Origin of the sequence: Mesorhizobium sp. BR1-1-15, assembly GCF_020165475.1 — a bacterium.
GTDB lineage: Bacteria > Pseudomonadota > Alphaproteobacteria > Rhizobiales > Rhizobiaceae > Mesorhizobium.
The window spans coordinates 101,459-127,661 of record NZ_JAIUIF010000008.1 but is presented as its reverse complement, the minus strand read 5'-3'; the positions used below and the strand labels follow the sequence as shown (position 1 = coordinate 127,661).

Here is a 26,203-nt window from a genome sequence, read left to right as displayed (position 1 = left end):
TTTGGGCGGCATGCATTAGTCGGAACGGATAGCCATGTTTGAAGTCGGCTGGACCGAAATGCTGGTGATCGCGATCGTTATGATCGTGGTCGTCGGGCCGAAGGATTTGCCCAACATGCTGCGCACCTTCGGCCGCACGACGGCGAAGCTGCGTGCCATGGCGGCCGATTTCCAGAAGCAGTTCAACGAGGCGCTGAAGGAAGCGGAGCTCGACGACGTCAAAAAATCGGTCGACGAGCTAAGGGGGCTCAGCCCGGTTGCCGAGATCAGGAAACAGCTCAATCCGTTCGAGCAGGCGGCCGCCGATGTACGTTCCGGCGTCGACGCGGCGATGAAGCCGAAGCCGGCCGTCGATACGGCGGCGCCCGCCGGCTCGGTGCCGCAGGCGGCCGAACCGTTGAAGAACGGCGCGACCACCATGCCGGGGCCCACTGAACCCGATACCGCGCCGGCCGCGCCGATCTTCCCAGTCATGACCGATGAATCGGTGGTGGCGTCCTCAGCGCCGACAGAGCTGGCGCCAAAGACACCTGCGGCAGGGAAAGCGGCCAAGCCCGCCAAGGCTTCGGCGAACGGCGCCAAAGCTTCCACGCCTGCGAAAGCGGCGACCGCCAAACCCGCGCCAGCACCCAAAGCGCCGGCGAAGCCCGTGGCGGCGTCAAAGGCTGCCAAACCGGCAGCAGCCAAGGCGGCGACGACCAAGGCCGAGGCGAAACCGGCTCCAGCGAAGAAGCCAGTGGCCAAAAAGACGGCGGGAGCCGCCAAGTGAGCGTTTCGGACAAGGAAAAGGACGAGATCGAGAAATCCTCGGCGCCGCTGATGGAGCATCTCATCGAGTTGCGCCGCCGGCTGATCTGGTCGCTCGGCGGCTTCTTCGCCGCGTTCCTGGTCTGCTTCTTCTTCGCCAAGAAGCTGTTCAACCTACTTGTCGTGCCATTCAAATGGGCGACGCAATGGGCGGGGCTCGACCCGCACAAGGTCGAGCTGATCTACACCGCACCGCAGGAATTTTTCTTCACGCAGGTCAAGCTCGCCATGTTCGGCGGTATGGTGATCGCCTTTCCGCTGATCGCCACGCAAATCTACAAGTTCATCGCGCCCGGCCTCTACAAGAACGAACGCAACGCCTTCCTGCCGTTCCTGATCGCGTCGCCAATCCTGTTCCTGATGGGCGCCTCGCTGGTCTATTTCTTCTTCACGCCGATGGTGATGTGGTTTTTCCTCGCCATGCAGCAGTCGGGCACCAACGACCAGGTGCAGATTTCGCTGCTGCCGAAGGTGTCGGAATATCTCAGCCTGATCATGACGCTGATCTTCTCCTTCGGCCTGGTATTCCAACTGCCGGTGGTGACCAGCCTGATGACGCGCGTCGGCATGCTGTCATCCAAGGCGCTGGCCGAGAAGCGCAAATGGGCGATCGTCATCGCCTTCGTCGTCGCGGCGGTGCTGACGCCGCCCGACCCGATGAGCCAGATCGGCCTCGCCATCCCGACCATCCTGCTCTACGAGGTCGCCATCTGGTCGGCGCGGATGATTGAACGCAGCCAGGAGCGCGAGCGCCTGGCGCGGGAGAAGCAGCAATCCGAGGAAGAGGTGGCGGAAAAGCCGGCGGACGCATCCTCCACATAGGGCAGGCGCGTCGCCCCTGCGGGCTGCCGGCCTCGGAATCGGTGCGCGGCCCGGTGCCGATAGGAATTTTTTCTTGACTTGGTGCCCGCCGCTATGGTACATATTCGGTTATGGTGCTGATTTGCGCCAACGACCCGCCGCCGAGGCGGGTTTTTTATTTCTGGACTGTCGCGCTATCCCTCACCACTCGAAAGCGGGCTCGCGGCCCCTGCCGTCAGCAAGCCCGATCTTGCATCGATCAGAGATGCGGTTTACCCCCTCTGGCCTGAAACGCATCGCGAAACCGACGATGCGTTTCAGGCTATATTCTTGAGCATATCGTAGCGCAAACCGCCGCGCGCTTTGGCGGCAAGCTACCGCAGGAGCTTTCAGACCATGCTTGACATCAAATGGATTCGCGACAACCCGAAGGCCCTTGTCGAGGCGCTGGTCAAGCGCTCGTGGTCGGTCGAGGAAGCGCAGTCCACCGTCGATGACCTGATCGCCAGGGACGAGGCGCGGCGCGAACATGTTACCGAGCTGCAGACCAAGCAGGAACGCCGCAACGCCGCCTCGAAAGAGATCGGCAATGCCATGCGTTCGGGCGATGCCGCCCTTGCCGAAAAACTGAAAGCCGAAGTCGGTGAGATAAAAACCTTCATCCAGAACGGCGAGGCGCGCGAGCGCGAGCTCGACAAGGCGCTGAACGACGCGCTGGCGGTGCTGCCCAATGTGCCGCTCGACGATGTGCCGGTCGGCAAGGACGAGCACGACAACGTGGTCAAGCATATCGTCGGCAAGGTGCCGACCCGCCCGAACTGGGTGAAGGAGCATTTCGAGATCGGCGAAGCGCTCGGCATGATGGATTTCGAGCGTGCGGCAAAGCTGTCGGGCTCGCGCTTCACCGTGCTGAAGAGCGGGCTGGCGCGGATGGAACGCGCGATCGGCCAGTTCATGCTCGACCTGCACACGACCGAGCATGGCTATGAGGAAGTCATCCCGCCGCTGATGGTCAAGGACGATGTTCTTTTCGGCACCAACCAGCTGCCGAAGTTCGAGGAGGATCTGTTCTTCACGCCGCATGGAGATGGCAGGCTTGGCCTGATCCCCACCGCCGAAGTGCCGCTCACCAACCTCGTGCGCGAGGAGATCACCGCCCATGAGAAACTGCCGCTGCGCTACACCGCGCTGACGCCGTGCTTCCGCTCGGAGGCCGGCTCGGCAGGGCGCGACACGCGCGGCATGCTGCGCCAGCACCAGTTCTACAAGGTCGAGCTGGTGTCGATCACCGATCAGGAGTCCTCGCTCGCCGAGCATGAGCGGATGACCGAGTGTGCCGAGGAAGTGCTGAAGCGGCTCGAATTGCCGTTCCGCACCATGGTGCTGTGCACCGGGGACATGGGTTTTGGCGCGCGAAAAACCTATGACATCGAGGTGTGGCTGCCCGGCCAGAACGCCTATCGCGAAATCTCGTCCTGCTCTGTCTGCGGCGATTTCCAGGCCAGGCGCATGGAAGCCCGCTACAAGGACAAAGACGGCAAGGGCAACCGCTTCGTCCATACGCTGAACGGCTCAGGCACGGCTGTCGGGCGCGCACTTATCGCCGTCATCGAAAACTACCAGAACGAGGATGGCAGCGTAACCATTCCTGAAGTGCTGCGGCCTTATATGGGCGGGCTGGAAAAGATCGAATCGAAATAATGCGTATTCTCCTGACCAATGACGACGGCATTCATGCCGAGGGCCTGGCGTCGCTCGAGCGCGTCGCGCGCACATTGTCCGACGATGTCTGGGTGGTGGCGCCGGAGCAGGACCAGTCCGGCTATGCGCACTCGCTCTCGATCTCGGAGCCGCTGCGGCTGAGGAAAATCGGCGAGAAGCACTTTGCCGTGCGCGGCACGCCGACCGACTGCGTCATCATGGGCGTGAAGAAGATTCTGCCCGGCGCGCCCGACCTGATCCTGTCGGGCATCAATTCCGGCGCCAACATCGCTGACGACGTCACCTATTCGGGAACCGTCGCCGGCGCGATGGAGGGCGCGTTGCTCGGCATACGCTCGATCGCGCTCAGCCAGGGCTACAGCACTATCGGCGAGGACCGCGTCGTTCCCTACGAGACCACCGAGGCGCTGGCGCCGGCGCTGCTCAAGAAACTCGTCGCGACGCCGCTGCCGGACGGCGTGCTGCTCAACGTCAATTTTCCGAACTGCCTGCCTGAAGAGGTCGCCGGCACGGTGGTCACCTCGCAGGGCAAGCTCGTACACAGCCTGTGGGTCGAGGAACGCCGCGACGGGCGCGGGCTGCCGTACTACTGGCTGCGCTTCGGCCGCGAACCCGTCGAGGGCAAGCAGGGCACCGACCTTTTTGCGCTGCGCAATCGCCTGGTGTCGGTGACGCCGTTGCAGCTCGACCTCACAGCGCATGAGATTCGTGACCAGCTGAGCAAGGCCCTTGCATGAACCTGCCGATCGATGACCGAGAAGGATTTGCCGCCTTCCTGCTGCGCCTGCGCGGCAGGGGGACCGTGCCGAAGGCGCTGATCGCGGCCTTCGAGGCGACACCGCGGCGCGGCTTCCTGGCCGCCCAATTCCATTCCATCGCCTGGTCGGACCGCATGCTGCCGATCGAATGCGGCGAAGCGATCGAGGGCGCGGACATGCAGGCGGCGGTGATCGCCGCACTCGCCATCGAAGTCGGGAATCGCGTGCTCGAGATCGGTACCGGCTCCGGTTATACGGCAGCGGTAATGTCGCGCCTGTCAGGCCGGGTTGTCACCATCGACCGCTACAAGACGCTGGTCGAACAGGCGCGGCAGCGCTTCGAGGCGCTCGGCATCGGCAACGTCATCGCGCGCCAGGTGGATGGTTCCTCCGGTTTGGCCGCAGAAGGCCCGTTCGACCGGATCGTCGCCTGGGCCGCCTTCGACAGCCTGCCGCGTTTCCTGCTCGACCAGTTGTCGAGCGGCGGCATCGTGATCGCGCCGATCGGACCGGAGGAGGGCGAGCAGGTGCTGGCCAAGCTCACCAAGGTCGGCAGCCGTTTCGAGCGCGAGGATATCGGCCTCGTGCGCCTGCAGCCGGTGTTGCGCAGCCTGGCGGCCGTTATCTAGGGATTGTCCATGTCAGCCGGCCTGCAACGGCGGCTGCGCATGCCTCTATATGGGCAGTCTGGGCGGCCTCAAATATTTTAAGAAATTTTGCGTCTGATTCTAAGGGGTTAACCGACCAGTAACATTAACGCGCTTTAATCCTGTCCAGTTGGTGCAGAGTTTGTGCGGGTTAGTGCGATGCAACTCAGTGTTTTGAAGGCAAACAGTCGCAATTTGGCGCGGGGCTGCGCTGTTCTCATGATCGCGGGTGCCGCGGCTGGGTGCAGCTCGCAAGTGTCGCGGTTCAACGGCGTCGACGACGTCTTCACCTCCTCGACAAACAATCAGCGCGCCATCATCAACAAGCAGGATGCCGTGCAGCAGCCCTATCCGGGGGATGTCGCGGCCGCGCCGGTCGATGGCAGCCACACGCAGTCGGTCAGCCGCTCCAGCCTCGAACCGGTGTCGACGCGGCCGCTGCCGCCACCGGTCGCCCAGGCGCAGCCCGCTCCCGCGCTGGCACCCGCCGCCAATCCGGTGCGTGTTGCATCGGCGCCCGCTCTGGTGCGCCCGGCACCGCATGTCGACCGGACGGCGACCGGCACGGTTGCTCCCGCGGCCAAGCCCTTCAAGGATGCCCAGCCCGACGCCAAGGCAGCCGGCACGGCGCATGCCACCGAAATCGTCGTCAGGGACGGTGAAACGATCTCCGGGCTGGCGCAGCACTACAAGGTGCCGGCCGACGTGATCATGAAGGTCAACGGGCTGAGCGCGACCAAGGGGCTGAAGACCGGCCAGAAGATCATCATTCCCGCCTACGCCTATTCCAGCAAGGCCGAGCCCAGGGTTGCCGACGCCAAGCCAGCCAACGGCAAGCGCGACTTGCCGGCCACCGCGCCGGAAAAGGTCGCCGTGCTGCCGCAGCAGCCGAAGCTCAAGGAGGGCAAGCCGGCCGCGCAGGTCGATGCTTCGGCCGCGGCGAACAAGCCCAAAGACAGCAAGCCCGTGCCGCAAACGGCCGCCGCCGCGCCCAAGGCCGGCGCCGGTACCTATACGGTGCAGTCGGGCGATACGCTTTCCTCGATCGCCAGGAAGACTGGCGTCGGGGTTGTCGCCATCAAGCAGGCGAACGGCATGCAGGACGGCTTGCTGAAGATCGGCCAGACGCTGAAGGTGCCGGCCGGCGGAACGGCCACGGTGGCCGCCGCAAAGCCTGCGGCGGTAGACCCGGTGACGACAGCCACGACGCAGCCGACGGCCAAGACGACGCCGTCGCAAACGCTGGCTTCCTACACGCCGCCGAAGAAAGACGCCAAGGTCATCCAGCAGGCCGAGGATGACGACGCTGTGGCGCCGGACGCCACCGGCATAGGCAAGATGCGCTGGCCGGTGCGCGGCCGCGTCATTTCCGGCTTCGGTTCCGGCAAGGACGGCGTCGACATCGCCGTGCCGGCAGGCACGCCGGTCAAGGCGGCCGAGAATGGCGTCGTCATCTATGCCGGCGACGGCCTCAAGGAATTCGGCAATACGGTGCTGGTGCGGCACGAGAATGGCCTGGTCACCGTCTACGGTCACGCCAGCTCGATCGAGGTCCAGCGCGGCCAGAAGGTCAAGCGCGGCCAGGAGATCGCGCTGTCGGGCATGAGCGGCACGACGGACTCGCCGAAGCTGCATTTCGAAGTGCGCAAGAACTCGGCCCCGGTCGATCCCTCCGGCTATCTCGAATAGTCGGGGCTATTTCGAATAGAATAAAAAAAGCGATTTGCGGGCCGCCTGACCTCCAGTCCGGCCCGCCGGCTCAGCCCGCCCCGCAAGGAGCGGGCTTTTTCAGTTGGTTGCTGGATGCACGTCGTTGTTTTCATGCATGTCTAACCAGGATCAAATTTTGAGTGACATGCTGAACCAAAGAGCAGCCCTCAACCGCGCTAATGGCGCGGGGACACATCACGCCAAATAGCTTTTGGGAGTCTAGACGTTTGCCATTGGCGGGCGCCTGAGCAGCGCCCGGAACCGTCGTGCGCACCACGTCTCCGGTGCCGCAGTCGCTCCCTTGGCGGGGATCGGCGCAAGAGCCGTATTGCGACTCGCGTTATCGAAAATGGTTTATCTGCATTTTAACTAATGTAGAGGAAAGTCATTCTCGACGCTCTGCAAGGAGAGTGGAATGATTGAATCTGTCGAAGAGGATGAACTTCCGTCCGCCAGCCCAACGCATCGCTGGCAATCGCATGTACGAGCAACTGCTTTAATCGTTGCGCCGGTCATTTCGATCGCAAGTGCCGCTTTGGCCGGCTATTTCTCCTATGCGGTGATCAATACCAAGCCGCCCACAGACATGTCCGAGCTGGCCATTTCCATCCTGAAATCAGGTGATGCTTCACCAGAAATGCAGGCCTGGGCGACCGATACACTCGGGATACAAACCGATATTCCCATGGTTCTGGGAAGCATAAAGCCTGTGCGGGAATGAACACGATATAGAAACCGGCGTCCCCGGACGGGTCGGCCACGAAACTTTTGTGGCCGGCTCCTGCCGTCACTCGGTGAGCCGCGCCTAATCCTTCAACGGCTTGCCGAGCCGGCCTGCGAGGTCCTGCGTGAACTGCCAGGCGACGCGGCCCGAGCGGCTGCCGCGTGTCGTCGCCCATTCCAGCGCCTCGGCGCGCAACTGCCCGGGGTCGATGTCGAGCCCATGATGGCTGGCGTAGCCGTTGACCATTTCGAGATATTCGTCCTGCGAACATTTGTGGAAGCCGAGCCACAAGCCGAAGCGATCGGAGAGCGAAACCTTCTCCTCGACCGCCTCGGACGGATTGATGGCGGTGGAGCGCTCATTGTCGATCATGTCGCGCGGCAGAAGATGGCGGCGGTTCGACGTGGCGTAGAAAATGACATTGGCCGGGCGGCCTTCGACGCCGCCTTCGAGTGCTGCCTTCAACGATTTGTAGGAGGTATCGTCATGGTCGAAGGAGAGGTCGTCGCAAAACAGGATGAAGCGGTAAGGCGCGGCCTTCAGCAGCGTCATCAGCTTCGGCAGCGTATCGATGTCCTCCCGATGGATCTCTATCAGCTTGAGCGGGCGGTCGAGTTTCGGCGAGGCGTTGATTGCGGCATGCACCGCCTTGACCAGCGACGATTTGCCCATGCCGCGCGCGCCCCACAAAAGCACGTTGTTGGCGGCATAGCCGGAGGCGAAGCGTTCTGTGTTGTCGACGAGGATGTCGCGCACACGGTCGACGCCGCGGATCAGGCCGATGTCGACGCGGTTCACCTTGCGCACCGGCTCCAGGTAACCCGGATCCGCCTGCCAGACGAAGCAATCGGCTCCGCCAAGGTCGGTTTCGGGCACAGGCGGCGGGGCGAGGCGGCTGACCGCCTCGATCAGGCGGTCGAGTTTCTGGTTCAATGCGTCGATGCTGGTATCGGCCATCTCAGGTCTTTTGCTCTGGTTCCGCGAGGGAAGGTGTGGCCGGGTTCGATCCCGACGGTTTCGAAACTCGCTGCAACCGTTTGTTACAGCGCGATCTTTTGCGAAAACCCGCTCGCGCTTTTCGCGGTCATGCTCTAACACGGGCGAACAGGCCGGAAAAGCAGCCGATTTGCCCGGCCACGCAGTTGCATTGGCAACTTTACCGACTATATTCCGGCCAAATTTCGCGGGGCTGCCAAATCCACTGAACCGTTTGGCGGCTGTTTTCAAAATTCAGGAGTACCTCGATGTTCGTGACACCGGCATATGCCCAAGGCATTGGGGCTTCTCCCGACATGTTCATCAGCATTTTGCCGTTCGTCCTGATCTTCGTGATCATGTATTTTCTCATCATCCGGCCGCAGCGCACGCAGCTGAAGAAGCGCGGCGAGATGCTGGCGGCCGTGCGCCGCGGCGACACGGTCGTCACCGGCGGCGGCTTCGTCGGCAAGGTGACCAAGGTGATCGACGACCATGAGCTCGAGATCGACCTCGGTGGCGGCACGAAGGTGACGGCGTTGCGCTCGACGATCGCCGACGTGCGCGTCAAGGGCGAGCCGGTAGCGAACCAGAACGCCAAGAAATAACCAAATTCCAGGCGGAGCGATCCGCGGACGGGGCCCTGACAAGCGACGGCATATGTCTCATTTTTGGCGCCTGAAGATGATGCTGACGTGGCTTGCCGTAGCCACGATGACCGTCTTCGACACGTCCAACCTTTTCGCCGCCAGTCCGCATGCCATGCGGCCCGAACGGCCTGCCGATAGTCCGGCAGTCGTTCGAGCAGGCCAAGACGGTTCGCATCTCCTGCTCCATCTGGTGGTGGCTGATGTGATCGACGGCCGGCTGAAGATTGCGCGTGGCGATGTCCGGGCGCTTCTGATGGAGGCCAGGATCGGCTACACGGGGCTTGCTGTGTCGGGCAGGACCTTGCAGGTGCGCATCACGAATCCGGCTCAGCTTGAGGCGGCAAAGACAGCGCTCAAGACGGTAACTGATGTTGCCCCGGACAGCCGCGTTCAGGAAATGACGCTGGATTCCGGCAAAGCCGGCTTGCTCAAATTCACGCTGACGGATGCGGGTTTGAAGTATCAGACCTCTAACGCGATTTCTCAGTCGATTAAGGTCATCAAAAATCGTCTCCAAGATCTGCGTGTCGCCGGCACGGTGGCCCAACCAGCGGACCAAGACGGCATACTTGTTCAGACGTCAGACATCGCCGATCGGCAAACGCTGGAAAAAATTCTCACCCGGCCTGGTCGCCTGAGCTTCCATTTGGTTGACCTTTCGATGCCGGTGAACGATGCGATCAGCGGTTCCCCGCCTGTTGGCTCGCTGGTGGTGTATACGCAGGACGATCCGCCGGTTCCTTACCTGGTCGAGAATCGGGTCATCCTCTCAGATAAGGACGTGCTCGACGCCCGCCCAACTTACAGTGGGCAGCAAAATGACCAGCCGGTTGTCATAATCCGGTTTGACGCCAAAGGCGCGGCACGGTTCAAACAGGTTACAACGCAAAATGTGGGCAAGCCATTGGCTGTGATCCTGGATGACCACGTGATTTCAGCACCTGTCATTCGCGAGCCCATCGATGGTGGTTACGGTCAAGTCTCGGGCAATTTCACGGTCCGGGAAGCCAACACCGTCGCCATGCTGTTGCGAACCGGCCCATTGCCGGCAAGATTGACAATCGCTGAAGAAGCACGATAGGGCCGGCCGTGCTCAGAATGAGAAACGGGCCCGCGAACCGAACCGATGGCGGAATGCTGCCGCTTGTACGCCTGAACGGATAAGAACTGATGCTTTATTTCTCGCGCTTCAAGATGATCCTGATCTGGCTGGCCGTGGCCGCCACAGTGGTCCTCGCCGCGCCCAATCTCATTCCCGCAAGCACGCTGGCGCAGCTTCCGAGCTGGGTGCCCAAGCGGCAGATGACGCTCGGCCTCGACCTGCAGGGCGGCTCGCACATCCTGCTCCAGATGGATCAGAACGATCTGGTCAAGGCGCAGCTGGAGACGACGCGTGACGAGATCAGGACGCTGCTGCGCGAGGCCAAGATCGGCTATACCGGCCTGGCGGGCACGGGCAGGACCGTACAGGTCCGCATACAGGACCCGAACCAGCTCGATGCGGCCAAGACGGCACTGAAGCCGCTGACCGATCCGGTCGCCGCAAGCCTGTTCACCGGCGGGTCCGTCCAGGAGATGGCGCTGGATGATTCCGAGCCCGGCCTGCTCAAATTCACCGTCACCGACGCCGGCATAAAATATCGCACGTCGGCTGCGTTGGCACAGTCGATCGAAGTCGTGGAACGCCGCGTCAACGAACTCGGCACCACCGAACCGATCGTGCAGCGGCAGGGCGACGACCGTATCCTGGTGCAGGTGCCCGGTTTGCAGGACCCGCAAAGGCTGAAGGAAATCATCGGCCAGACCGCCAAGCTGACCTTCCAGATGGTGGACCAGTCTATGCCGGTGCAGGATGCGCTGAAGGGCCGTCCGCCGGCCGGTTCATCGATCCTCTATTCGCAGGACGATCCGCCGGTTCCCTACCTGATCGAAAACCGCGTCATCGTTTCCGGCGAAGACCTCTCCAAAGCGACCGCAACCTACAACTCGCAGACCAACGAGCCGGTGGTTTCCTTCACCTTCAACTCGCGCGGCGCGACACGGTTCGGGCAGGCGACATCGCAGAATGTCGGCAAGCTGTTCGCCATCATCCTCGACAACCAGGTGATTTCGGCGCCGCAGATCCGTGAGCCGATCCTGGGCGGCAGCGGCCAGATCTCAGGCAATTTCACGGCCGAGAGCGCCAATGACCTCGCGGTCCTGCTGCGCGCAGGCGCGCTGCCGGCAAAGCTGACCGTGATCGAGGAGCGCACGGTGGGGCCGGGCCTCGGCCAGGATTCGATCCATGCCGGCAAGGTCGCCGGCATCATCGGCTCTATCCTCGTCGTCGCCTTCATGTTCGTCGCCTACGGCTTCCTCGGCTTCCTCGCCAACATCGCGCTGGCGGTGCACGTGGCGATGATCGTCGGACTGCTATCGCTGCTTGGCGCGACACTGACCTTGCCAGGCATTGCCGGTATCGTGCTGACCATCGGCATGGCCGTCGATTCCAACGTGCTGATTTATGAGCGCATCCGCGAGGAGCGGCGCGCCGGACGCTCGGTGATCCAGGCGATCGACACCGGCTTCTCGAAGGCGCTGGCGACGATCGTCGATTCCAACGTCACCTCGCTGATCGCGACCGTGGTGCTGTTCTATCTCGGAACGGGGCCGGTGAAGGGCTTTGCCATCACCTACGCCATCGGCATCCTGACCACGGTGTTCACCGCCTTCACCTTTACCCGGCTGCTGGTGTCCATCTGGCTGCGCCGCGCGCGCCCGAAGGAATTGCCGCGGGCGCCGGTAACCTTCATTCCGCCCGGCACGAAGATCCCGTTCATGGGCATCCGCCGCTGGACCTTCGCGCTGTCGAGCCTGCTGTCGGTCCTGTCGGTGGTGCTGTTCATGACCGTCGACATCAATTACGGCATCGATTTCAAGGGCGGATCGCTGATCGAGGTGAAGTCCAAGAGCGGCAATGCCGATCTTGCCGACATCAGAGCCAGGCTCTCGGAACTGAATATCGGCGAAGTGCAGGTGCAGCAGTTCGGCGAGCCGAATGACGTGCTGATCCGTGTCGGCACGCAGGACGGCGGCGAGAATGCCGAGCAGACCGTCATCGACAAGGTTCGTGGCGAGTTGCAGGACAATTACGATTTCCGCCGCGTCGAGGTGGTGGGACCGACCGTGTCAGGAGAACTGGCCAAGCAAGGCACGATCGCCATGCTGGTCGCGCTGGTGGGTATCCTGATCTATGTCTGGTTCCGCTTCGAATGGCAGTTCGCGGTCGGCGCCATCGTGGCGACGGTCCATGACGTGGTCATGACCATAGGCTTCTTTGTCATCACCGGGCTGGAGTTCAACCAATCGTCGCTGGCGGCGATCCTGACCATCATCGGCTACTCGCTGAACGACACGATCGTGGTCTATGACCGCGTTCGCGAGGATCTCAGGAAATACAAGAAGATGCCGCTGCCGCAGCTCCTCAACAACGCCATCAACGAGACGCTGTCGCGAACGACGCTGACCTCGGTGACGACGATCCTGGCGCTCCTGGCACTGGTGCTGTTCGGCGGCGAGGTGATCCGCTCGTTCACGATGGCAATGCTGTTCGGCGTCATCTTCGGCACCTATTCGTCGATCTTCATCGCCGCGCCGCTGCTGATCCTATTCAAGCTGCGGCCGCAGGCCACGAGTTCGGACGAGGAAAAGCCGGTCGGCGGCGGCAAGGCGGTCGCGACCTGACGCGCGACCCGAAGGGCGGATCGGCAGGGATGGCCAAAGGTATCGTCATCCGCGAGGCGCATTTCCCCGGCCGCGCCCCTATCGAGGCATATGGCAATGGCGGCTTCCGCTTCGCCGACATGTCGCATCGCGGTTCGCTTCTGTGCCTGCCGTCGGGTATCCATGGCTGGGAGCCGGCGGACCCATCTGCGCTGACGGTGGCGGATTTCGAACGGCTGCTGGCCCAGGCCGAGAAGATCGAAATCCTGCTGGTCGGCACGGGCAAGGATTTACGACCCTTGCCGGCGGGGCTTCGCGCCGCCTTGAAGACCGCGGGCATAGCCGCCGACCCGATGGCGACCGGTGCAGCGGTGCGGACATATAATGTCCTGCTCGCAGAGGATCGCGCGGTAGCCGCCGCGCTGATCGCCGTCGACTGACGTGGACCAAAAGGGCGAAATCGTCATGGGCGCCGTGCGCGCCGCCGACCATGACCGCTATCTCAGCGCGCTCTACGCGCCGACGGACAAGCGCGAAGCGCTGTTTTCGCTCTACGCCTTCAATGCCGAAATCGCGGGCATTCGGGATCGCATCCGCGAGGCCTTGCCGGGCGAGGTGCGGTTGCAATGGTGGCGCGATGTTATCGCAGCCGAAGGGTCCGAGACGGGCCATCCGATCGCGGATGCGCTGAAAGCGACGATTTCCAGGTACGGCCTGCCGAAACAGGCATTCGAGAATATGCTCGAGGCCCGGATATTCGACCTCTACGACGACCCGATGCCGTCGCGAACCGATCTCGAAGGCTATTGCGGCGAAACGGCAGCCGCGCTTATTCAACTGGCGGCAATGGTGCTGGATCCAGGAGTGGCGCCACGTTTCGCCGAACTGGCCGGTAGGGCCGGTTGCGCGCAGGCGATTACGGGACTGTTGCTCCTGCTGCCGCTGCACCGCAGTCGCGGACAGTGTTTTGTTCCGGCAGATATCCTGGCTGCGGCGGGTTCGTCTCCGGAGGAATTCGTCACAGACGATGGTGGACCAGGTGCGCAGCGCGCCGTCGCCGCCATGATCGCGCTGGCGCGGGAGCATCTCTCGGCCTTCGAGAAAGGCGCATCGGATTTGCCGGCTTCGCTGCGCCCGGCCTTTCTGCCACTGGTCCTGTCACGAGCCTACCTGACGAAAATGGAACGCGGTCCGCCGCTCGACGGCACGGTGCGACTCTCGACCATGCGCCGCCACTGGCTCATGCTGCGTCGCGCCATGGTGGGCTGGCCAGCAGTTTGACGTAAACGTCAATTGTGATAAGGGATCGCTCAACCGGAACTGTTGCCAAGACAACAGGCCGGCTGGAGGAGATGCCTGTCCATGAGCCTGCCCGTGCTGGTCGTGATCGTCGTATTCGGCATCGCGTTGTCGGTCGCCGCCGTTCATTTCACCGGCGGCAGCCGCAAGGCCAGGCTGGCCGATGCAGAGCAGGCGCGAGAGCGTTTTGCCGAGGATTTTCCGGATGAACCGGCGGCCGCCATCCACCTCACATCCGATGGCCGAACCGCGTTCCTGGAACTCGGGCGAGGGCGCCTTGGCATCGTCCATGCCATCGGAGATCGTTTCCTGACGCGTATCGTCACGCAGCGCGATGTATTGGCGCGGAGTGACGATGGTGCCGGGACGATTGCGCTGCGCCTTGCCGATTTCACCTGGAAAGGCGGTCACTTCACCTTCGCTAACGCTGCCGACGCGCACGCTGTGCTAAGAGTTCTTCAGCCGCAGCATCCTAGTTCGACCAAGGAGGCCGCGTGATGGGCGATTACAATTTCCCGCAGGTTACCCAGCTCGCCATCCCGTTCTTCGTTGCCGCCATCCTGATCGAGCTGTGGCTGGTGCGCACCGGCCGGGCCAAGGGCTCGTTCGAGACGCACGACACGCTGACCAGCCTGATGATGGGCACCGGCAATGTCGTCGCCGGGCTGCTGCTCGGCGTCGTCTCCTATTGGGCGCTGCTGTGGCTCTGGCAGTTCCGTTTCTTCAACCTCGGCCTGTCGATCTGGCTGTTCCTGGCGGCCTTCCTGCTCGATGATTTGCGCTACTACATCTACCACCGCATCGCGCATCGGGTGCGCTGGGTGTGGGCCGAGCACGTCAACCACCATTCCAGCCAGCACTACAATCTGTCGACGGCACTCAGGCAGAGCTGGACGGGCCTGTTCACCTTCATGTTCGTGCTGCAGGCGCCGCTGGTGCTGCTCGGCTTCCATCCGGCGGTGATTGCCTTCACCTTCGGCTTCAACCTTATCTGGCAGTTCTGGATCCACACCGAGACGATCGGCAAGATGTGGGGCTGGTTCGAATTCGTCTTCAACACGCCCTCGCACCACCGCGTCCACCACGCCACCAATCCGCGCTACCTTGACGCCAACTACGCCGGCACGTTGATCATCTGGGACCGCATGTTCGGCACCTTCGTCGAGGAGTTGGAAGAGGACCGCCCGCGCTACGGCATCGTGAAAAATCTTGGCACCTTCAATCCGCTGAAAGTGGCTTTCCACGAATGGATCGGCATGTTCAGGGATGCCTTCGCACCTGATCTGACCCTGAGCGACCGCCTGAACTACCTGATCAAGCCGCCCGGCTGGAGCCATGACGGCTCGCGCGAAACTTCCGAGAGCCTGAAAGCAGCCTATGTCAGGCGAAATCCGGGTGAGGCCGGGAAGCCCGGGCTGCGACCGGCGCGTGCCGAGCCGGCCGAGTAGCTATTTCGTAGCCCTTTCTAGGAAAGGCCGCTCGATCCGCCATCTCGCATCAATGTCTCGTAGTCGCGGCCACTGTAGAAGATGTTGACGATGCGAATGATGTCGCTCTCGATCAGATAGGCTATGACGGCGGAGTGCTCGAACGGAACGGTTCGCAGTCCCGGCACGATGTCGTCGCGCAGGCGACCGCTACGAGGTGCGTTGCCGATGTTTGGCAACGGTCTTCAATTCGGAGCACGAATCTCAGCGCCGCGTTGGGGCTTCCGGCCGACTCAACTACGTATCTGAAATGTTGGTAAGATCGTCTTTGGCACTTTCGCGATACTCGACCTCAAGCCGCCGAATCATCAATGCGGCTCGAATGTTGTTCAGCGAATTTCTTAAGCTGCTCGCGAACCTCTTTTCCGGAAAGGTTCGGCCTTGTGTCCTCAATCGAAGATTTTACCCGCGCCCTGATCGACGCCATGCGCTCGGCATGCTCTTCCTCTTCGCGCTGGAAAGCGCGGAGCGCGGCGCGAATGACTTCGCTTGCCGAGCCGAAGGAACCGTCCTCGACTTTTTCACGGATCATGCGCGCCATGGCGGGCGTGACGGTGACGGACAGTTTCTCGGCTGTTTCCATGCAATGACTCCCACTAGGCGAGTGGGATAGTATCCTACTTCCGCGGCAAGGCCAATCAGTAAGGCTATTCCGCCGCTTGAGCTTGCGCCGGCAGTCCCAGCCATCGCCGGCAATCACCCAGCGCACGCGACGTGATCGCGTGCCTTTTGGCGACCGTCTTGTCCTTGCCGCGCAGGCGCTTGCCTTCGATCTTCACCGCCTCGACAGGCGGGAACAGGCCGAAATTGACGTTCATCGGCTGGAAAGAGCGCTTTCCCGGCTCGTCGTCTGAAACAATGTGTCCGCCGGTGATGTGGTTGAGCAGCGCTCCGAACGCCGTGGTGAGTGGCGGCAGCGACGGCGCGTGGCCGAGCCGCTCGGCAGCGGCGAAGCGGCCGGCGAGCAGGCCGATGGCGGCGCTTTCAACATAGCCTTCGCAACCGGTGATCTGGCCGGCGAAACGCAGGCCCGGGCGCGACTTCAGCTGCAGCGAGGCGTCGAGCAAGGTCGGCGAGTTGATGTAGGTGTTGCGATGCAGGCCGCCGAGGCGGGCGAATTCGGCGTTCTCCAGACCAGGAATCGTGCGGAAAATGCGCACCTGCTCGGCGTGCTTCAATTTGGTCTGAAAGCCGACCATGTTGTAGAGTGTGCCCAGCGCATTGTCCTGCCGCAGTTGCACGACGGCGTAGGCCTTGACGGTTGGATTGTGCGCATTGGTCAGGCCCATCGGCTTCATCGGCCCGTAGCGCAGCGTCTCGACGCCACGCTCGGCCATGATCTCGATCGGCAGGCAGCCGTCGAAATAGGGCGTGCCTTCCCATTGCTTGAATTCTGTTTTCTGGCCGTCCACCAGTGCCTGCACGAAGGCAAGATACTGGTCCTTGTCCATGGGGCAGTTGATGTAGTCCTTGCCGGTGCCGCCGGGCCCGACCTTGTCGTAGCGCGACTGGAACCAGCAGGTGTCCATGTCGATCGTGTCGAAAGGGATGATCGGTGCGATCGCATCGAAGAAGGCGAGCGCATCGGCGCCCGTCGCTTCGGCAATCGACTGTGCGAGCGAGGGCGCGGTCAGCGGGCCGGTGGCGATGATGGCCTGATCCCATTCGACCGGCGGCAAGCCGGGTACCTCCTCGCGCTGGATGGAGATCAGCGGATGTGCCTCGATCCTGGCCGTCACCGCGTCGGAAAATCCGTCGCGGTCCACGGCCAGCGCCCCGCCGGCCGGCACCTGGTTGGCGTCGCCGGCGCTCATGATCAGCGAGCCGGCCAGCCGCATTTCGGCATGCAAAAGACCGACGGCGTTGTTCTCGGCGTCGTCGGAGCGGAAAGAATTGGAGCAAACGAGTTCGGCCAAGCCGTCGGTCTTGTGCGCCTCTGTGCCGCGAACGGGCCGCATTTCGTGCAGCACAACGGGAACGCCGGCTTGGGCTGCCTGCCATGCTGCTTCGGATCCGGCGAGGCCACCGCCGATGATGTGAATAGGTTTTTTGCTCATGAGCGCCGGAATAATCCCTTGGCGGGACGATTGCAATTGCCGCACCTGGAACATGCCGCGGCGGCGAAGGCGAAGGCTGCCCTGAAAACAACAACACCCGCCGGGGGAGGAGGTCCGGCGGGTGTCGTTTTGGGGGTCGACCCTCGGGAGGAGGTGAAGGCCGACCGTATTCGTCATCGCCGGGGAGGAGGTCGGCTTTGACGAAATTCCTTTCGCCGTTGAAAAGGGGCGAAGCCTCTGGAGCAAAATTCGTTTTGCTCCGGGAAAACAACGCCCGCCGCGGGAGGAGGTGCGGCGGGCGCCGTTTGGGTGGCCAACCTTCGGGAGGAGGTGAAGGTCGGGCCTATCCGTCATCGCCGGGGAGGAGGTCGGCTTTGACGAAATTCTTTTCGCCATTTTGAAGAGGGGCGAAGCCTCTGGAGCAAAACTCGTTTTGCTCCGGGAAACAACGCCCGCCGCGGGAGGAGGTGCGGCGGGCGCCGTTTTGGTGGTCAACCCTTGGGAGGAGGTAAGGGGTGACCGTATTCGTCAGGATCGGGGAGGAGGTCGACCCTGGCGAAATTCCGTTGTTAGATCGCCTGGCGGGCGATGGTCTTGATTTCGTCGCGGACGATGCCGAGATCATGCAGCTGGCGGTTGGAAAGGCGACCCAGCTCGGTAACCGTCTCGCGATAAACGCGCCAGTTACGATAGTTGCGGATCAGGTTCATTGTCATGCTCTTCTCAAAACTGGTTCGGACCATTCGCGGTCCGAAGGATTAGACCGCCTTGCGAGCGACGTAAGGAATGTCGCTGCGGCTGATGCCGAGGTCGGTCAGTTCACGGTTGCTCAGGCGGCTCAGCTCGGAAACGGTGTCCCGGTAGCGGCGCCAGTTGCGGTAGTTGCGGATCAGGTTCATGGTACTTCTCGTTTCGTCTTTTCTTGCGGATCATTCCGTTCGTGTACAAACCATAAATAGGCGGGCCCATATCGATTTAAAAGCGCTATGGCTGCATGGCAGCAATGCAAATTGTGCAATGCAACATTAACAAGCCTTCGCGGACCTGACACAAAGAAGCCAGAATCAGAAAGTGCCGTGACGTCAACGGTTTGGCAGCTCCAGCTGAAAAACCGACCAAGCAGCAGGGGGAAGCATGGCGGGCTACGCGACACGGGTCAGGTCGGACATTGCGCGATGGCTTGAGGCCGGACTGATCGACGCCCCGACGGCCGATGCATTGCGGCGCGACGTCGAGATCAACGCGCGCCAGTCGTTGAGCTTCGGTTCGATCCTGGCGATGATGGCGGCGCTGCTGTTCGGCGCGGCCATCCTGATCTTCGTCGCCGCCAACTGGGAAGCCATCCCGCGGCTGGCGCGCGTTGCCGCGCTCTTTGCCGTCATCCTTGGCGGCTATGTCGGCGGTGCAGTGCTGAAAACCCGCGACCACGCGGCGATCGGCGAGGCGTTGTGGATCGTGGCGGCGGCGGCTTTCGGCGGTTCGATCGCGCTGATCGGCCAGATGTACCATCTGTCGGGCGACGAGGCCTCGGCCTTGATCACCTGGGGCGCCGGCACCGCATTGGCGGCGGTGGCGCTGCGGTCCAACCCGCTGACCGTCGCCGCGGTCGGCATCGCCGACGCCTGGCTGTTCCTGAAAGGGTTCGACTATTTCAATCGCAGCGAATTTCCGCATCTCTTCCTCGTCATGGCGGCTGCGCTGTTTGCCGTCTCGTTCTGGACCCGCAGCCGGGCGGCGCGGCACCTGATCATCCTGTCGCTGCTCTTCTATCTTGTGCTGGTCGCCGTGGATCACGAGACGCTGCCTGTGGCGATCCCGCTGGTCATCATATCGGTATTGTTGTTCGTGGCTTCCCTCTTCGCGCCGGAACCGGTAGACCGGATCGTGCAGCTTGGCGGCCGCTTGCCGCTGCATGCTCTGCTTGGCTTCCTCACCGGACTGGCCATCATCCAGTTCGAACTGGCCGGCGAAAGCAGCTACGACAGAGGCTTCGCCATTGCTTCGGTCGTCGCGCTGGCCGGCATTGTCGCCGCCATTGTGCTCGCGGGGCGCGAGAGCCGTGGCCTGCGCTGGCTTGCCTATCTCGGCTTCGCCTTCGAACTCGCCATGATCTATGTCGTGACCTTGCAGTCGATGCTCGACACCGCCGGCTTCTTCCTTGCCGCGGCGGTGCTGCTTGGCATCCTGGCGATCGTCATCATCCGCGTGGAGAAACGCATGAAGGATCCGGCCACCGGAGGAGCCACGGCATGATGTCCGGGAAGAGGCTTGTCATCTCGGCGCTGGTGCTGGCGCTCGTCCAGATCGGCTTCCTGGGTTGGATCATCGCCGGCCGGGCGGCGATCCTGCGCAGCGGCAAGGAAGTGCTGCTGAAGATCGAGCCTGTCGATCCGCGCGACCTGCTGCGCGGCGACTATATAATTCTCGGCTACGACATCTCGCGCATACCGGTGAAGATGATCGCCAACATCCCGGCCGAAAAACTTTCCAGCGACGACACCTCGATCGTCGTCCGTCTGAAGAAGAACGCCGACGGCTACTGGACGCCGAGCGCCGCGTGGTTCGGCGCGGCGCCGACACCGACCGGTGCCGACGAGGCCGATATTCGCGGTCATGTTGCCGGAGGCTGGGATCTTCGCGGCGAGGGACTGACGATCGCGCCGGATTACGGCATCGAACGGTTCTACCTGCCGGAAGGCGAGGGGATGGCAATTCAGAACGACATGCGGGTACGCCCGTTCGGGATCCGTCTTGCACTGGCCAGCGACGGCACCGCCCAGATCAAGGCGCTGGTGGACGGCGACAAGACGCTGTTTCAGGAGCCTCTATATTAAGGTGTGCAGGGTGGGCTGCCATCCATAGCTTGAACGGGGAGGGCGGTGCGGCCTCGAAGGCTCAAGCCTTGGAAGCTTACGTCTAATCGACCTCAGGGGTGTCCTTTACGGCGCTAGCGTCTCGCCACTGGATTGTGTTGCGTGGTAGGTATATTCTCGACGCTGGCGGTGGCATTCAGAAAGATGGAAAGCCCATGGCGACCGGGTACTTGGATCACCAGTTGGAGTGTCCTTTTTGCGGCACGATAAGGCTGCGGATTCCTGCCGATGCCGAACCTTCGACGGGCATCCGGTGCGACGACTGCGGTCAGTATCTTGGCACATGGGACGAATTGCAGGATGATTTCCAGCGCCAAGGCGGTAACGATGGCATCTTCCGCCTCGACAAGGGACGTATCAAGAAGCTCGCCTAGGCAGTGTCCTGATTTCCTGCCAGCGCCTGTGCGCTAGTGGACTATCCGATGCCATGCCGGCAGTGGTGCGCGTGAAGGGACTCGAACCCCCAAGCCTTGCGGCGGCAGGACCTAAACCTGCTGTGTCTACCAGTTCCACCACACGCGCCTCGGGCGGGCTGTAGCAGAGCCTCGGCGGCCTTGTCGAGGTCTTGGGAGTGAGGTGGAATACCGCATCGTCCTTTGAATATCGCGGCAGCCGCCAGCCGCGACCTGAGGGTCTGGCAATTCCGTCACGCCCGCACGGTCTGGCGATCCCATTAGCCATCATTCTGTCAATGTCAGGGCCGAAATGATGGTTATTCGCCTAAACGCGAAGATGGTTGAAAATTGGCCTCGCCTGTGACAAAAGGCGTGTCGAATGTGACGGGACGCGACGATCCGCTTCTGCAAAATGTGATAAGAAGTAGGAAAAACAAAGACTTATTCACATTTTGGAACGCAGTTTGGAAGAGTTTGAGCCGTATTTCAGGTCAAATCGCCAGGTTCCGTACCAAAAGCCATTCCCGGCAAGATTATACCGGCAGGCTGTGAACGGCAGAGAGCCGTTTGGCAGCCTCATTGGTGAAAACAAAGGTTTTACGATGCAGGTCACCGAAACACTCAATTCCGGTCTCAAGCGCGAGATCAAGATCACCGTGCCGGCTGGTGACATGGAAGCCAAGCTGATGGCGCGGCTGACGGACGCCAGGAACAAGGTTCGCATCAACGGCTTCCGTCCCGGCAAGGTGCCGGTGCAGCACCTGCGCAAGGTCTATGGCAAGTCGTTCATGGCCGAAGTGGTCAACGAGATCCTCAACGATTCGACCCGGTCGATCATTTCGGGCCGCGGCGAAAAAGCCGCCATGCAGCCCGAAGTCATCATGACCGAGGACGAGAAGGAAGCCGAGAAGATCCTGGCCGGCGGCGCCGACTTCGAATTCCGCCTTAACTACGAGATCATCCCGCCCATCGAGATCAAGGATTTTTCCGACATCAAGGTGACGCGCCAGGTGTTCGACGTCCCTGACGCGGAGATTGACGAGCAGGTCAAGCGCGTCGCTGAATCGGCGCGCAGCTACGAGCCGAAGACCGGCAAGGCGGCCGAAGGCGACCGCGTCACGATCGACTATGTCGGCAAGATCGACGGCGAGGCCTTTGCCGGCGGCGCCGGCACGGATCAGCCGCTGGTGCTTGGCTCCAAGGAATTCATTCCGGGCTTCGAGGATCAGCTCATCGGCGCCAAAGCCGGCGATGAAAAGCAGGTCACCGTGACCTTCCCGGAAAACTACCAGGCGGCGCATCTGGCCGGCAAGGAAGCGACTTTCGACGTCACGGTCAAAGAAGTGTCCAAGCCGGGTGAACTCGAAATCAACGATGAGACCGCCAAGAACCTCGGCCTGGAATCGCTGGAGCGCCTGCGCGATGTGGTGCGTGGCCAGATCGAGAGCCAGTTCGGCTCGATGACGCGCCAGAAGGTCAAGCGCCAACTGCTCGACCAGCTTGACGCGGCCTATTCGTTCGAGGCGCCTTCGAGGCTTGTCGAGGCCGAGTTCAACAACATCTGGGCGCAGGTCAACCGCGATCTGGAAGCGGCCGGCCGCACCTTCGCCGATGAAGAGACGACCGAGGAAGAAGCGCGCGCCGAATATATGCGGCTCGCCGAGCGCCGCGTGCGCCTTGGCCTCGTGCTGGCCGAGATCGGCGAGAAGGCCGGGGTCACCGTGTCGGACGAGGAATTGCAGCGCGGCCTGTTCGAGCAGGTTCGTCGCTTCCCGGCCAACCAGCAGCAGGAAGCCTTCGAGTTCTACCGCAACAATCCCGAGGCGCTGAACGCGCTGCGCGCGCCAATGTTCGAGGAGAAGGTGGTCGATCACCTGCTCGGGCAGATCTCGGTCACCGACGTCAAGGTCAGCAAGGAAGAGCTGATGGCCGACGACGAGGAAGCCGAGACGGCGACCAAGGCAAAGCCGGCGAAGAAGGCCGCGTCGAAGAAGACTGAAGACAAGAAGAGCGACGACGCGGAAGAGCCGAAGAAGAAGGCAGCGCCGAAGAAAAAGGCCGCCAAGGACGCCGAGTAAATCCCGAGTTGATGGAACTGACGAAGGCCGCCCCTCGAGGCGGCCTTTTTCGTTGCGAAACTGCAACAGCCAATCCGTTTCGCGGACGGTGACCATTGTCGATACCAAGCATTGATCACTATCTGCGCTCCTGCTGCAAACCACAGGGTTGTTGGAGGGGCGGTTGAGCCTATTCTTCGAAACGCGACGCGTCGTGGCCTTGGCGATCGTCCTGGCCCTTGCCTGCGATTTCGCCCAGGCCGATGCCGGCACCTGGCGCATCGGCACGGACGATGACGGCCTTGTCACGGCTTCGGTCCATGCCACCAACAAGCTGATCACCGGCGGTGGCGCCCTGAGCTATAGCCCGATCCTGACCATCGCCTGCCGCCCGGACAGCCAACCGCGCTGGACCGAATGGTTGCAATTGAACGACACCGTCTCGGCCAATCGCAAGATCACCATGTCGATCACCGTCGACGACGACAACAAGTTCGACGAGAGCTGGTTGGTCGGCCCGCGCGGCCGCATGCTGGTGCGCGATGGCGCCGACGGGATAAAGCGCCTTGCCGCCGCGAACCGGCTCCAGCTTTCGTGGCGCTTCGGGCTGCTGTCGGGGCGGGGCCACGCCGATTTCGACCTGACCGGATTTGATGAAGCGGTCAGCCAGCTCGCCGGCAGCTGCAACGCTGCTATGCCTTGATCCGCTGCGGACAACCTAAACCTTTGTAGGTCGACCTCTTCTACCTGCCGGCCAGATTCCGTGGTATATAGAGGCCGCAATTTCATATGGGAGAAGTGGACAATCTGTTCTGCCGTACAAGGCGCTTCGCTGGCGATGCTGGCTTATACCAGATCGTCTCAGGCGCATTTGACGATCAGGGAGGAAAAGGTCATGCGCTTAGCCGCATTTTTCGCCGTCGTGTTTGTTGCAACCTTCGTCGCCAATCCATCGCAGGCTCAGGATACTGCGGCTGGCGAGAAGGTCTTCACCAAATGCAAGGCCTGCCACATTGCGGACGAGGACAAGAACAAGATCGGTCCATCGCTGCACGGCGTCATCGGCCGCACTGCCGGTACGCATCCCGGTTTCAAATATTCCGACGCCATGATTGCGGCCGGCAAATCCGGCGTCAAATGGGACGAACCAACACTGATGACCTATCTTCACGATCCCAAGGCTATGGTCAAAGGCACCAAGATGGCGTTTCCCGGCCTCAAGAACGATGCAGACGTGACCAACGTCATCGCCTATTTGAAAACGTTCTCCAAGTGACTTTCTCCTCCGCCATGCGTCTATCCTCTCGTTCGCCGTGATCTCGTCCGAACCCGAAGGGGCCGCGTAAGCAAAAACCGGGTTTCAATTTCGCTCACGCGTGCCTTCGGTTCGGGATCATGGCCTAGGTTTCTTGCTTCCATCGGTCTGAGATGTCGACTAGGGAAAGCCGCCTCAAGGATATCGTCATCCGCCTTCCGGAAGCGACGGCGGGTGATTTCTTCGCGCTTTTAAAACCGCGGGTCATGGCGCTTGCCGTATTCACTGCTTTCGTGGGCCTAATGACGGCGCCTGGCCCGACGAATCCGGTCATCGCGGTGATCGCCATCAGTGCGATTGCGATGGGAGCAGGCGCGGCCGGGGCGCTCAACATGTGGTACGACGCGGACATAGATGCGTTGATGTCTCGCACGTCCAAGCGGCCAATCCCGTCGGGCCGCGTCGCGCCAGGCGAAGCCCTCGGCTTCGGTCTGGTGCTTTCCGCACTTTCGGTGACGGTGCTCGGCGTGCTGGTGGGGTGGCTTGCCGCATCGCTGCTGGCATTCACCATCTTCTTCTACGTCGTCATCTATACGATCTGGCTGAAACGCTCGACACCGCAGAACATCGTCATAGGTGGCGCGGCAGGCGCTCTTCCTCCGGTGATCGGGTGGGCTGCTGCCACCGGCGCCATCGGCATTGAAAGCATCATTCTGTTCCTGATCATTTTCCTCTGGACACCACCGCATTTCTGGGCGCTAGCCCTGTTCAAGGTCGGAGAGTACGCCGCGGCGGGCGTCCCCATGATGCCGAACGTGGCTGGCCAACCCTCGACCAGAAAGCAAATCTTGGCCTATTCGCTGGTTCTGGCGCCAATCGGCGTGCTTCCCTGGGCCTTTGGATTCGCGAGCGGATATTACGGGACTGTCTCGACCGTCTTGGGTGCGGGATTCGTCTGGCGCGCCTGCAAGGTGCTCACCATCCCCGACAAGGAGATGAAGCAAGCAAAGGCGTTGTTTTCTTATTCGATTTTCTACCTGTTCGCGATCTTTGCAACGTTACTTGCCGACACTACTGTAATGCGTACGATCGCATCAGCCGGCCGTTGACGCCGGCGCAAAACATTACGTCGGCAGTGCGCAAAAACCCAGCAGCAGCAGAACAACGACGCCAAGGCCGAGTATGAGAACTGTCCTTCCGTCCATGACCCTTCACCTTCGACTTGAGGAGAATATCGAAGAAAGGCGTCCAGAGCTAGCCAGGCGACCGGGCCTTCTTACCCAACCTTCTTACAAAGCGCGACAAGTCGCTCGCATGAGAGTATATTGATCCTGGTGCAGGTCGCGGTTTGCGTGGCCAGTCATGCAGAACGGCAGCACCGTGAAACCGCGGCCTTACCAGACCTGTCTGGAGGAATGGTCATGGCAAGCTTTCACGTCATAGCAGGCGCCAGCGAGACGCTGGAGCACACCAGAATTCGCAAGATCGGTGTCACCGACCTTTTCGATGCGCTCAGGCGCGGCGTCGACGATTTCATGGTCAAACCGTCGCACATCATTTTTCTCTGCCTGATCTACCCGCTTGCGGGGGTCGTGCTTGCAGTCTGGACATCAGGCAATAACACGCTCCCATTGTTGTTTCCGCTCGTGTCCGGATTTGCGCTAATTGGTCCATTCGCCGCAATCGGCCTCTATGAGATCAGCCGGCGACGGGAAGCCGGGCTAGACGCCTCATGGAGGGCCGCCTTCGAGGTCAGGAATTCTCCGGCGCTGCCAGCCATCGCCGCGGTTGCGATCATGCTGCTTGCAATCTTCATCGCCTGGCTTTTGACTGCGCAGGCGTTTTACCAACACCTGTTCGGCCCCGCCCCACCGCAATCCTTCTCCAGCTTCATCAATGACATATTCGCCACAGGACGCGGCTGGACGCTCATCATCCTGGGGCACGCCATCGGCTTCGTCTTCGCTGCGATCGTGCTGTGCACGACGGTCGTCGCCTTCCCGTTGTTGCTCGAGCGAGATGTCGGCGCCTATGAAGCCATCCACACCTCGGTGCGCGTGGTGCTGGCGAACCCGATCGTGATGGCGGTATGGGGCCTGATTGTCGCCGTCGCCCTGATCATCGGCACGCTGCCAGTATTCGCGGGGTTGGCGATCGTGCTGCCGATCCTCGGTCACGCTACCTGGCATGTCTACCGCAAGGTCGTGGAACCGCCGCCGACGGCCGGACCGGCGCCTCGATGAACTCCCTGCCGCGCCGGCAAGGACCGGTGCGTGCAGGTTGA

28 protein-coding genes and 1 tRNA gene are annotated in these 26,203 nt (G+C 61.9%); 22 read left to right on the top strand and 7 right to left on the bottom strand.

Annotated elements, in window-relative coordinates:
- The first annotated feature begins 34 nt into the window (after positions 1-34).
- The 7 genes from tatB to LB541_RS16005 all read left to right on the top strand — a co-directional run bounded on the left by tatB (position 35) and on the right by LB541_RS16005 (position 7,166).
- Positions 35-769 (top strand): Sec-independent protein translocase protein TatB, encoded by a 735-nt coding sequence (gene tatB, locus LB541_RS16035; protein ID WP_140495765.1) that lies wholly within the window; start codon positions 35-37, stop codon positions 767-769.
- Positions 766-1,629, top strand: a complete 864-nt coding sequence (gene tatC, locus LB541_RS16030; protein WP_140495766.1) for a twin-arginine translocase subunit TatC — start codon at positions 766-768, stop codon at positions 1,627-1,629. Before tatB ends, tatC begins: the two co-directional genes overlap by 4 nt.
- 375 nt (positions 1,630-2,004) lie before the next feature.
- On the top strand, positions 2,005-3,309 hold the full coding sequence (gene serS, locus LB541_RS16025) for a serine--tRNA ligase (protein WP_140495767.1): 1,305 nt from the start codon (positions 2,005-2,007) through the stop codon (positions 3,307-3,309).
- Positions 3,309-4,067, top strand: a complete 759-nt coding sequence (gene surE / locus LB541_RS16020; RefSeq protein ID WP_140495768.1) for a 5'/3'-nucleotidase SurE — start codon at positions 3,309-3,311, stop codon at positions 4,065-4,067. Before serS ends, surE begins: the two co-directional genes overlap by 1 nt.
- Positions 4,064-4,717, top strand: coding sequence for a protein-L-isoaspartate(D-aspartate) O-methyltransferase (locus LB541_RS16015; protein ID WP_140495769.1), 654 nt, complete (start codon positions 4,064-4,066; stop codon positions 4,715-4,717). Before surE ends, LB541_RS16015 begins: the two co-directional genes overlap by 4 nt.
- Before the next feature lie 177 nt (positions 4,718-4,894).
- The gene (locus LB541_RS16010) at positions 4,895-6,424 is read left to right on the top strand and encodes a LysM peptidoglycan-binding domain-containing M23 family metallopeptidase (protein WP_224618948.1); all 1,530 of its coding nucleotides are present in this window, start codon (positions 4,895-4,897) and stop codon (positions 6,422-6,424) included.
- Positions 6,425-6,860: 436 nt separating this feature from the next.
- Positions 6,861-7,166 carry a hypothetical protein gene (locus LB541_RS16005; protein ID WP_140521031.1) on the top strand — a complete coding sequence of 102 codons (306 nt, stop codon included), beginning with the start codon at positions 6,861-6,863 and terminating at the stop codon, positions 7,164-7,166.
- Positions 7,167-7,250: 84 nt separating this feature from the next.
- On the opposite strand, the gene LB541_RS16000 is transcribed toward LB541_RS16005, so the two are convergent.
- Positions 7,251-8,126, bottom strand: coding sequence for an ATP-binding protein (locus LB541_RS16000; protein ID WP_224618945.1), 876 nt, complete (start codon positions 8,124-8,126; stop codon positions 7,251-7,253).
- 287 nt (positions 8,127-8,413) lie between these two features.
- Between LB541_RS16000 and yajC the strand changes: the two genes are divergently transcribed.
- The 7 genes from yajC to LB541_RS15965 all read left to right on the top strand — a co-directional run bounded on the left by yajC (position 8,414) and on the right by LB541_RS15965 (position 15,243).
- Entirely contained in the window at positions 8,414-8,752 is a 339-nt protein-coding gene (yajC, locus tag LB541_RS15995; RefSeq protein ID WP_140495773.1) for a preprotein translocase subunit YajC, read from the top strand.
- Positions 8,753-8,828: 76 nt separating this feature from the next.
- Positions 8,829-9,875, top strand: a complete 1,047-nt coding sequence (locus LB541_RS15990) for a SecDF P1 head subdomain-containing protein (protein WP_224618943.1) — start codon at positions 8,829-8,831, stop codon at positions 9,873-9,875.
- Between the two features lie 89 nt (positions 9,876-9,964).
- Entirely contained in the window at positions 9,965-12,517 is a 2,553-nt protein-coding gene (secDF, locus tag LB541_RS15985; protein ID WP_140495775.1) for a protein translocase subunit SecDF, read from the top strand.
- Between the two features lie 29 nt (positions 12,518-12,546).
- Positions 12,547-12,936, top strand: a complete 390-nt coding sequence (locus LB541_RS15980) for an Mth938-like domain-containing protein (RefSeq protein WP_140495776.1) — start codon at positions 12,547-12,549, stop codon at positions 12,934-12,936.
- Between the two features lie 25 nt (positions 12,937-12,961).
- Complete coding sequence (locus tag LB541_RS15975; protein ID WP_140561537.1) at positions 12,962-13,777, top strand: phytoene/squalene synthase family protein; 816 nt, start codon at positions 12,962-12,964, stop codon at positions 13,775-13,777.
- A gap of 81 nt (positions 13,778-13,858) precedes the next feature.
- Positions 13,859-14,293 carry a type II secretion system protein gene (locus LB541_RS15970; protein WP_224618941.1) on the top strand — a complete coding sequence of 145 codons (435 nt, stop codon included), beginning with the start codon at positions 13,859-13,861 and terminating at the stop codon, positions 14,291-14,293.
- Positions 14,293-15,243 carry a sterol desaturase family protein gene (locus tag LB541_RS15965; RefSeq protein ID WP_224618939.1) on the top strand — a complete coding sequence of 317 codons (951 nt, stop codon included), beginning with the start codon at positions 14,293-14,295 and terminating at the stop codon, positions 15,241-15,243. The genes LB541_RS15970 and LB541_RS15965 overlap by 1 nt, the downstream gene beginning before the upstream one ends.
- A 17-nt stretch (positions 15,244-15,260) precedes the next feature.
- Here LB541_RS15965 and LB541_RS15960 read toward each other — a convergent pair whose 3' ends face one another.
- From LB541_RS15960 to LB541_RS15940, 5 genes are all read right to left on the bottom strand, one after another.
- Positions 15,261-15,461: a type II toxin-antitoxin system RelE/ParE family toxin gene (locus LB541_RS15960; protein WP_140825245.1), complete on the bottom strand. Its 201-nt coding sequence runs from the start codon at positions 15,459-15,461 to the stop codon at positions 15,261-15,263.
- 113 nt (positions 15,462-15,574) lie between these two features.
- On the bottom strand, positions 15,575-15,865 hold the full coding sequence (locus LB541_RS15955; RefSeq protein ID WP_224618936.1) for a type II toxin-antitoxin system ParD family antitoxin: 291 nt from the start codon (positions 15,863-15,865) through the stop codon (positions 15,575-15,577).
- A 64-nt stretch (positions 15,866-15,929) separates the two neighbouring features.
- Positions 15,930-17,339 (bottom strand): methylenetetrahydrofolate--tRNA-(uracil(54)-C(5))-methyltransferase (FADH(2)-oxidizing) TrmFO, encoded by a 1,410-nt coding sequence (gene trmFO / locus LB541_RS15950; RefSeq protein ID WP_224618935.1) that lies wholly within the window; start codon positions 17,337-17,339, stop codon positions 15,930-15,932.
- A 569-nt stretch (positions 17,340-17,908) separates the two neighbouring features.
- A complete protein-coding gene (locus LB541_RS15945; protein ID WP_140633601.1) occupies positions 17,909-18,049 on the bottom strand; it encodes a DUF1127 domain-containing protein in 141 nt (46 codons plus the stop codon).
- A 48-nt stretch (positions 18,050-18,097) separates the two neighbouring features.
- The gene (locus LB541_RS15940) at positions 18,098-18,238 is read right to left on the bottom strand and encodes a DUF1127 domain-containing protein (protein WP_013531315.1); all 141 of its coding nucleotides are present in this window, start codon (positions 18,236-18,238) and stop codon (positions 18,098-18,100) included.
- Positions 18,239-18,473: 235 nt separating this feature from the next.
- Here LB541_RS15940 and LB541_RS15935 point away from each other — a divergent pair, with 235 nt between their 5' ends.
- The 3 genes from LB541_RS15935 (at position 18,474) to LB541_RS15925 (ending at position 20,586) form a co-directional block, all read left to right on the top strand.
- Positions 18,474-19,592, top strand: coding sequence for a DUF2157 domain-containing protein (locus tag LB541_RS15935; RefSeq protein WP_224618924.1), 1,119 nt, complete (start codon positions 18,474-18,476; stop codon positions 19,590-19,592).
- The gene (locus LB541_RS15930) at positions 19,589-20,173 is read left to right on the top strand and encodes a GDYXXLXY domain-containing protein (RefSeq protein ID WP_224618915.1); all 585 of its coding nucleotides are present in this window, start codon (positions 19,589-19,591) and stop codon (positions 20,171-20,173) included. Before LB541_RS15935 ends, LB541_RS15930 begins: the two co-directional genes overlap by 4 nt.
- 194 nt (positions 20,174-20,367) lie before the next feature.
- The gene (locus LB541_RS15925) at positions 20,368-20,586 is read left to right on the top strand and encodes a hypothetical protein (protein ID WP_140495784.1); all 219 of its coding nucleotides are present in this window, start codon (positions 20,368-20,370) and stop codon (positions 20,584-20,586) included.
- Positions 20,587-20,649: 63 nt separating this feature from the next.
- Here the strand turns inward: LB541_RS15925 and LB541_RS15920 are convergent.
- Positions 20,650-20,734: transfer RNA gene (locus LB541_RS15920), tRNA-Leu, on the bottom strand.
- A 475-nt stretch (positions 20,735-21,209) separates the two neighbouring features.
- Here LB541_RS15920 and tig point away from each other — a divergent pair.
- The 5 genes from tig to LB541_RS15895 all read left to right on the top strand — a co-directional run bounded on the left by tig (position 21,210) and on the right by LB541_RS15895 (position 26,162).
- Positions 21,210-22,685: a trigger factor gene (gene tig, locus LB541_RS15915; protein ID WP_140495785.1), complete on the top strand. Its 1,476-nt coding sequence runs from the start codon at positions 21,210-21,212 to the stop codon at positions 22,683-22,685.
- Between the two features lie 163 nt (positions 22,686-22,848).
- On the top strand, positions 22,849-23,367 hold the full coding sequence (locus tag LB541_RS15910; protein ID WP_224618914.1) for a hypothetical protein: 519 nt from the start codon (positions 22,849-22,851) through the stop codon (positions 23,365-23,367).
- A 192-nt stretch (positions 23,368-23,559) separates the two neighbouring features.
- Complete coding sequence (locus LB541_RS15905) at positions 23,560-23,940, top strand: c-type cytochrome (RefSeq protein ID WP_140495787.1); 381 nt, start codon at positions 23,560-23,562, stop codon at positions 23,938-23,940.
- Between the two features lie 152 nt (positions 23,941-24,092).
- The gene (locus tag LB541_RS15900) at positions 24,093-25,028 is read left to right on the top strand and encodes a heme o synthase (RefSeq protein ID WP_140521023.1); all 936 of its coding nucleotides are present in this window, start codon (positions 24,093-24,095) and stop codon (positions 25,026-25,028) included.
- A 312-nt stretch (positions 25,029-25,340) separates the two neighbouring features.
- Positions 25,341-26,162 carry a DUF2189 domain-containing protein gene (locus tag LB541_RS15895; RefSeq protein ID WP_140495789.1) on the top strand — a complete coding sequence of 274 codons (822 nt, stop codon included), beginning with the start codon at positions 25,341-25,343 and terminating at the stop codon, positions 26,160-26,162.
- The last annotated feature ends 41 nt before the right edge of the window (positions 26,163-26,203 follow it).

Bases quoted from the DNA above. Each gene is read 5' to 3' on its own strand.
- tatB (WP_140495765.1), top strand. From the start codon at position 35: ATGTTTGAAGTCGGCTGGACCGAAATGCTGGTGATCGCGATCGTTATG.
- serS (WP_140495767.1), top strand. From the start codon at position 2,005: ATGCTTGACATCAAATGGATTCGCGACAACCCGAAGGCCCTTGTCGAG.
- surE (WP_140495768.1), top strand. From the start codon at position 3,309: ATGCGTATTCTCCTGACCAATGACGACGGCATTCATGCCGAGGGCCTG.
- LB541_RS16015 (WP_140495769.1), top strand. From the start codon at position 4,064: ATGAACCTGCCGATCGATGACCGAGAAGGATTTGCCGCCTTCCTGCTG.
- LB541_RS16010 (WP_224618948.1), top strand. From the start codon at position 4,895: ATGCAACTCAGTGTTTTGAAGGCAAACAGTCGCAATTTGGCGCGGGGC.
- LB541_RS16005 (WP_140521031.1), top strand. From the start codon at position 6,861: ATGATTGAATCTGTCGAAGAGGATGAACTTCCGTCCGCCAGCCCAACG.
- LB541_RS16000 (WP_224618945.1), bottom strand. From the start codon at position 8,126: ATGGCCGATACCAGCATCGACGCATTGAACCAGAAACTCGACCGCCTG.
- yajC (WP_140495773.1), top strand. From the start codon at position 8,414: ATGTTCGTGACACCGGCATATGCCCAAGGCATTGGGGCTTCTCCCGAC.
- LB541_RS15990 (WP_224618943.1), top strand. From the start codon at position 8,829: ATGATGCTGACGTGGCTTGCCGTAGCCACGATGACCGTCTTCGACACG.
- secDF (WP_140495775.1), top strand. From the start codon at position 9,965: ATGCTTTATTTCTCGCGCTTCAAGATGATCCTGATCTGGCTGGCCGTG.
- LB541_RS15980 (WP_140495776.1), top strand. From the start codon at position 12,547: ATGGCCAAAGGTATCGTCATCCGCGAGGCGCATTTCCCCGGCCGCGCC.
- LB541_RS15975 (WP_140561537.1), top strand. From the start codon at position 12,962: ATGGGCGCCGTGCGCGCCGCCGACCATGACCGCTATCTCAGCGCGCTC.
- LB541_RS15970 (WP_224618941.1), top strand. From the start codon at position 13,859: ATGAGCCTGCCCGTGCTGGTCGTGATCGTCGTATTCGGCATCGCGTTG.
- LB541_RS15965 (WP_224618939.1), top strand. From the start codon at position 14,293: ATGGGCGATTACAATTTCCCGCAGGTTACCCAGCTCGCCATCCCGTTC.
- LB541_RS15955 (WP_224618936.1), bottom strand. From the start codon at position 15,865: ATGGAAACAGCCGAGAAACTGTCCGTCACCGTCACGCCCGCCATGGCG.
- trmFO (WP_224618935.1), bottom strand. From the start codon at position 17,339: ATGAGCAAAAAACCTATTCACATCATCGGCGGTGGCCTCGCCGGATCC.
- LB541_RS15945 (WP_140633601.1), bottom strand. From the start codon at position 18,049: ATGAACCTGATCCGCAACTATCGTAACTGGCGCGTTTATCGCGAGACG.
- LB541_RS15940 (WP_013531315.1), bottom strand. From the start codon at position 18,238: ATGAACCTGATCCGCAACTACCGCAACTGGCGCCGCTACCGGGACACC.
- LB541_RS15935 (WP_224618924.1), top strand. From the start codon at position 18,474: ATGGCGGGCTACGCGACACGGGTCAGGTCGGACATTGCGCGATGGCTT.
- LB541_RS15930 (WP_224618915.1), top strand. From the start codon at position 19,589: ATGATGTCCGGGAAGAGGCTTGTCATCTCGGCGCTGGTGCTGGCGCTC.
- LB541_RS15925 (WP_140495784.1), top strand. From the start codon at position 20,368: ATGGCGACCGGGTACTTGGATCACCAGTTGGAGTGTCCTTTTTGCGGC.
- tig (WP_140495785.1), top strand. From the start codon at position 21,210: ATGCAGGTCACCGAAACACTCAATTCCGGTCTCAAGCGCGAGATCAAG.
- LB541_RS15905 (WP_140495787.1), top strand. From the start codon at position 23,560: ATGCGCTTAGCCGCATTTTTCGCCGTCGTGTTTGTTGCAACCTTCGTC.
- LB541_RS15900 (WP_140521023.1), top strand. From the start codon at position 24,093: ATGTCGACTAGGGAAAGCCGCCTCAAGGATATCGTCATCCGCCTTCCG.
- LB541_RS15895 (WP_140495789.1), top strand. From the start codon at position 25,341: ATGGCAAGCTTTCACGTCATAGCAGGCGCCAGCGAGACGCTGGAGCAC.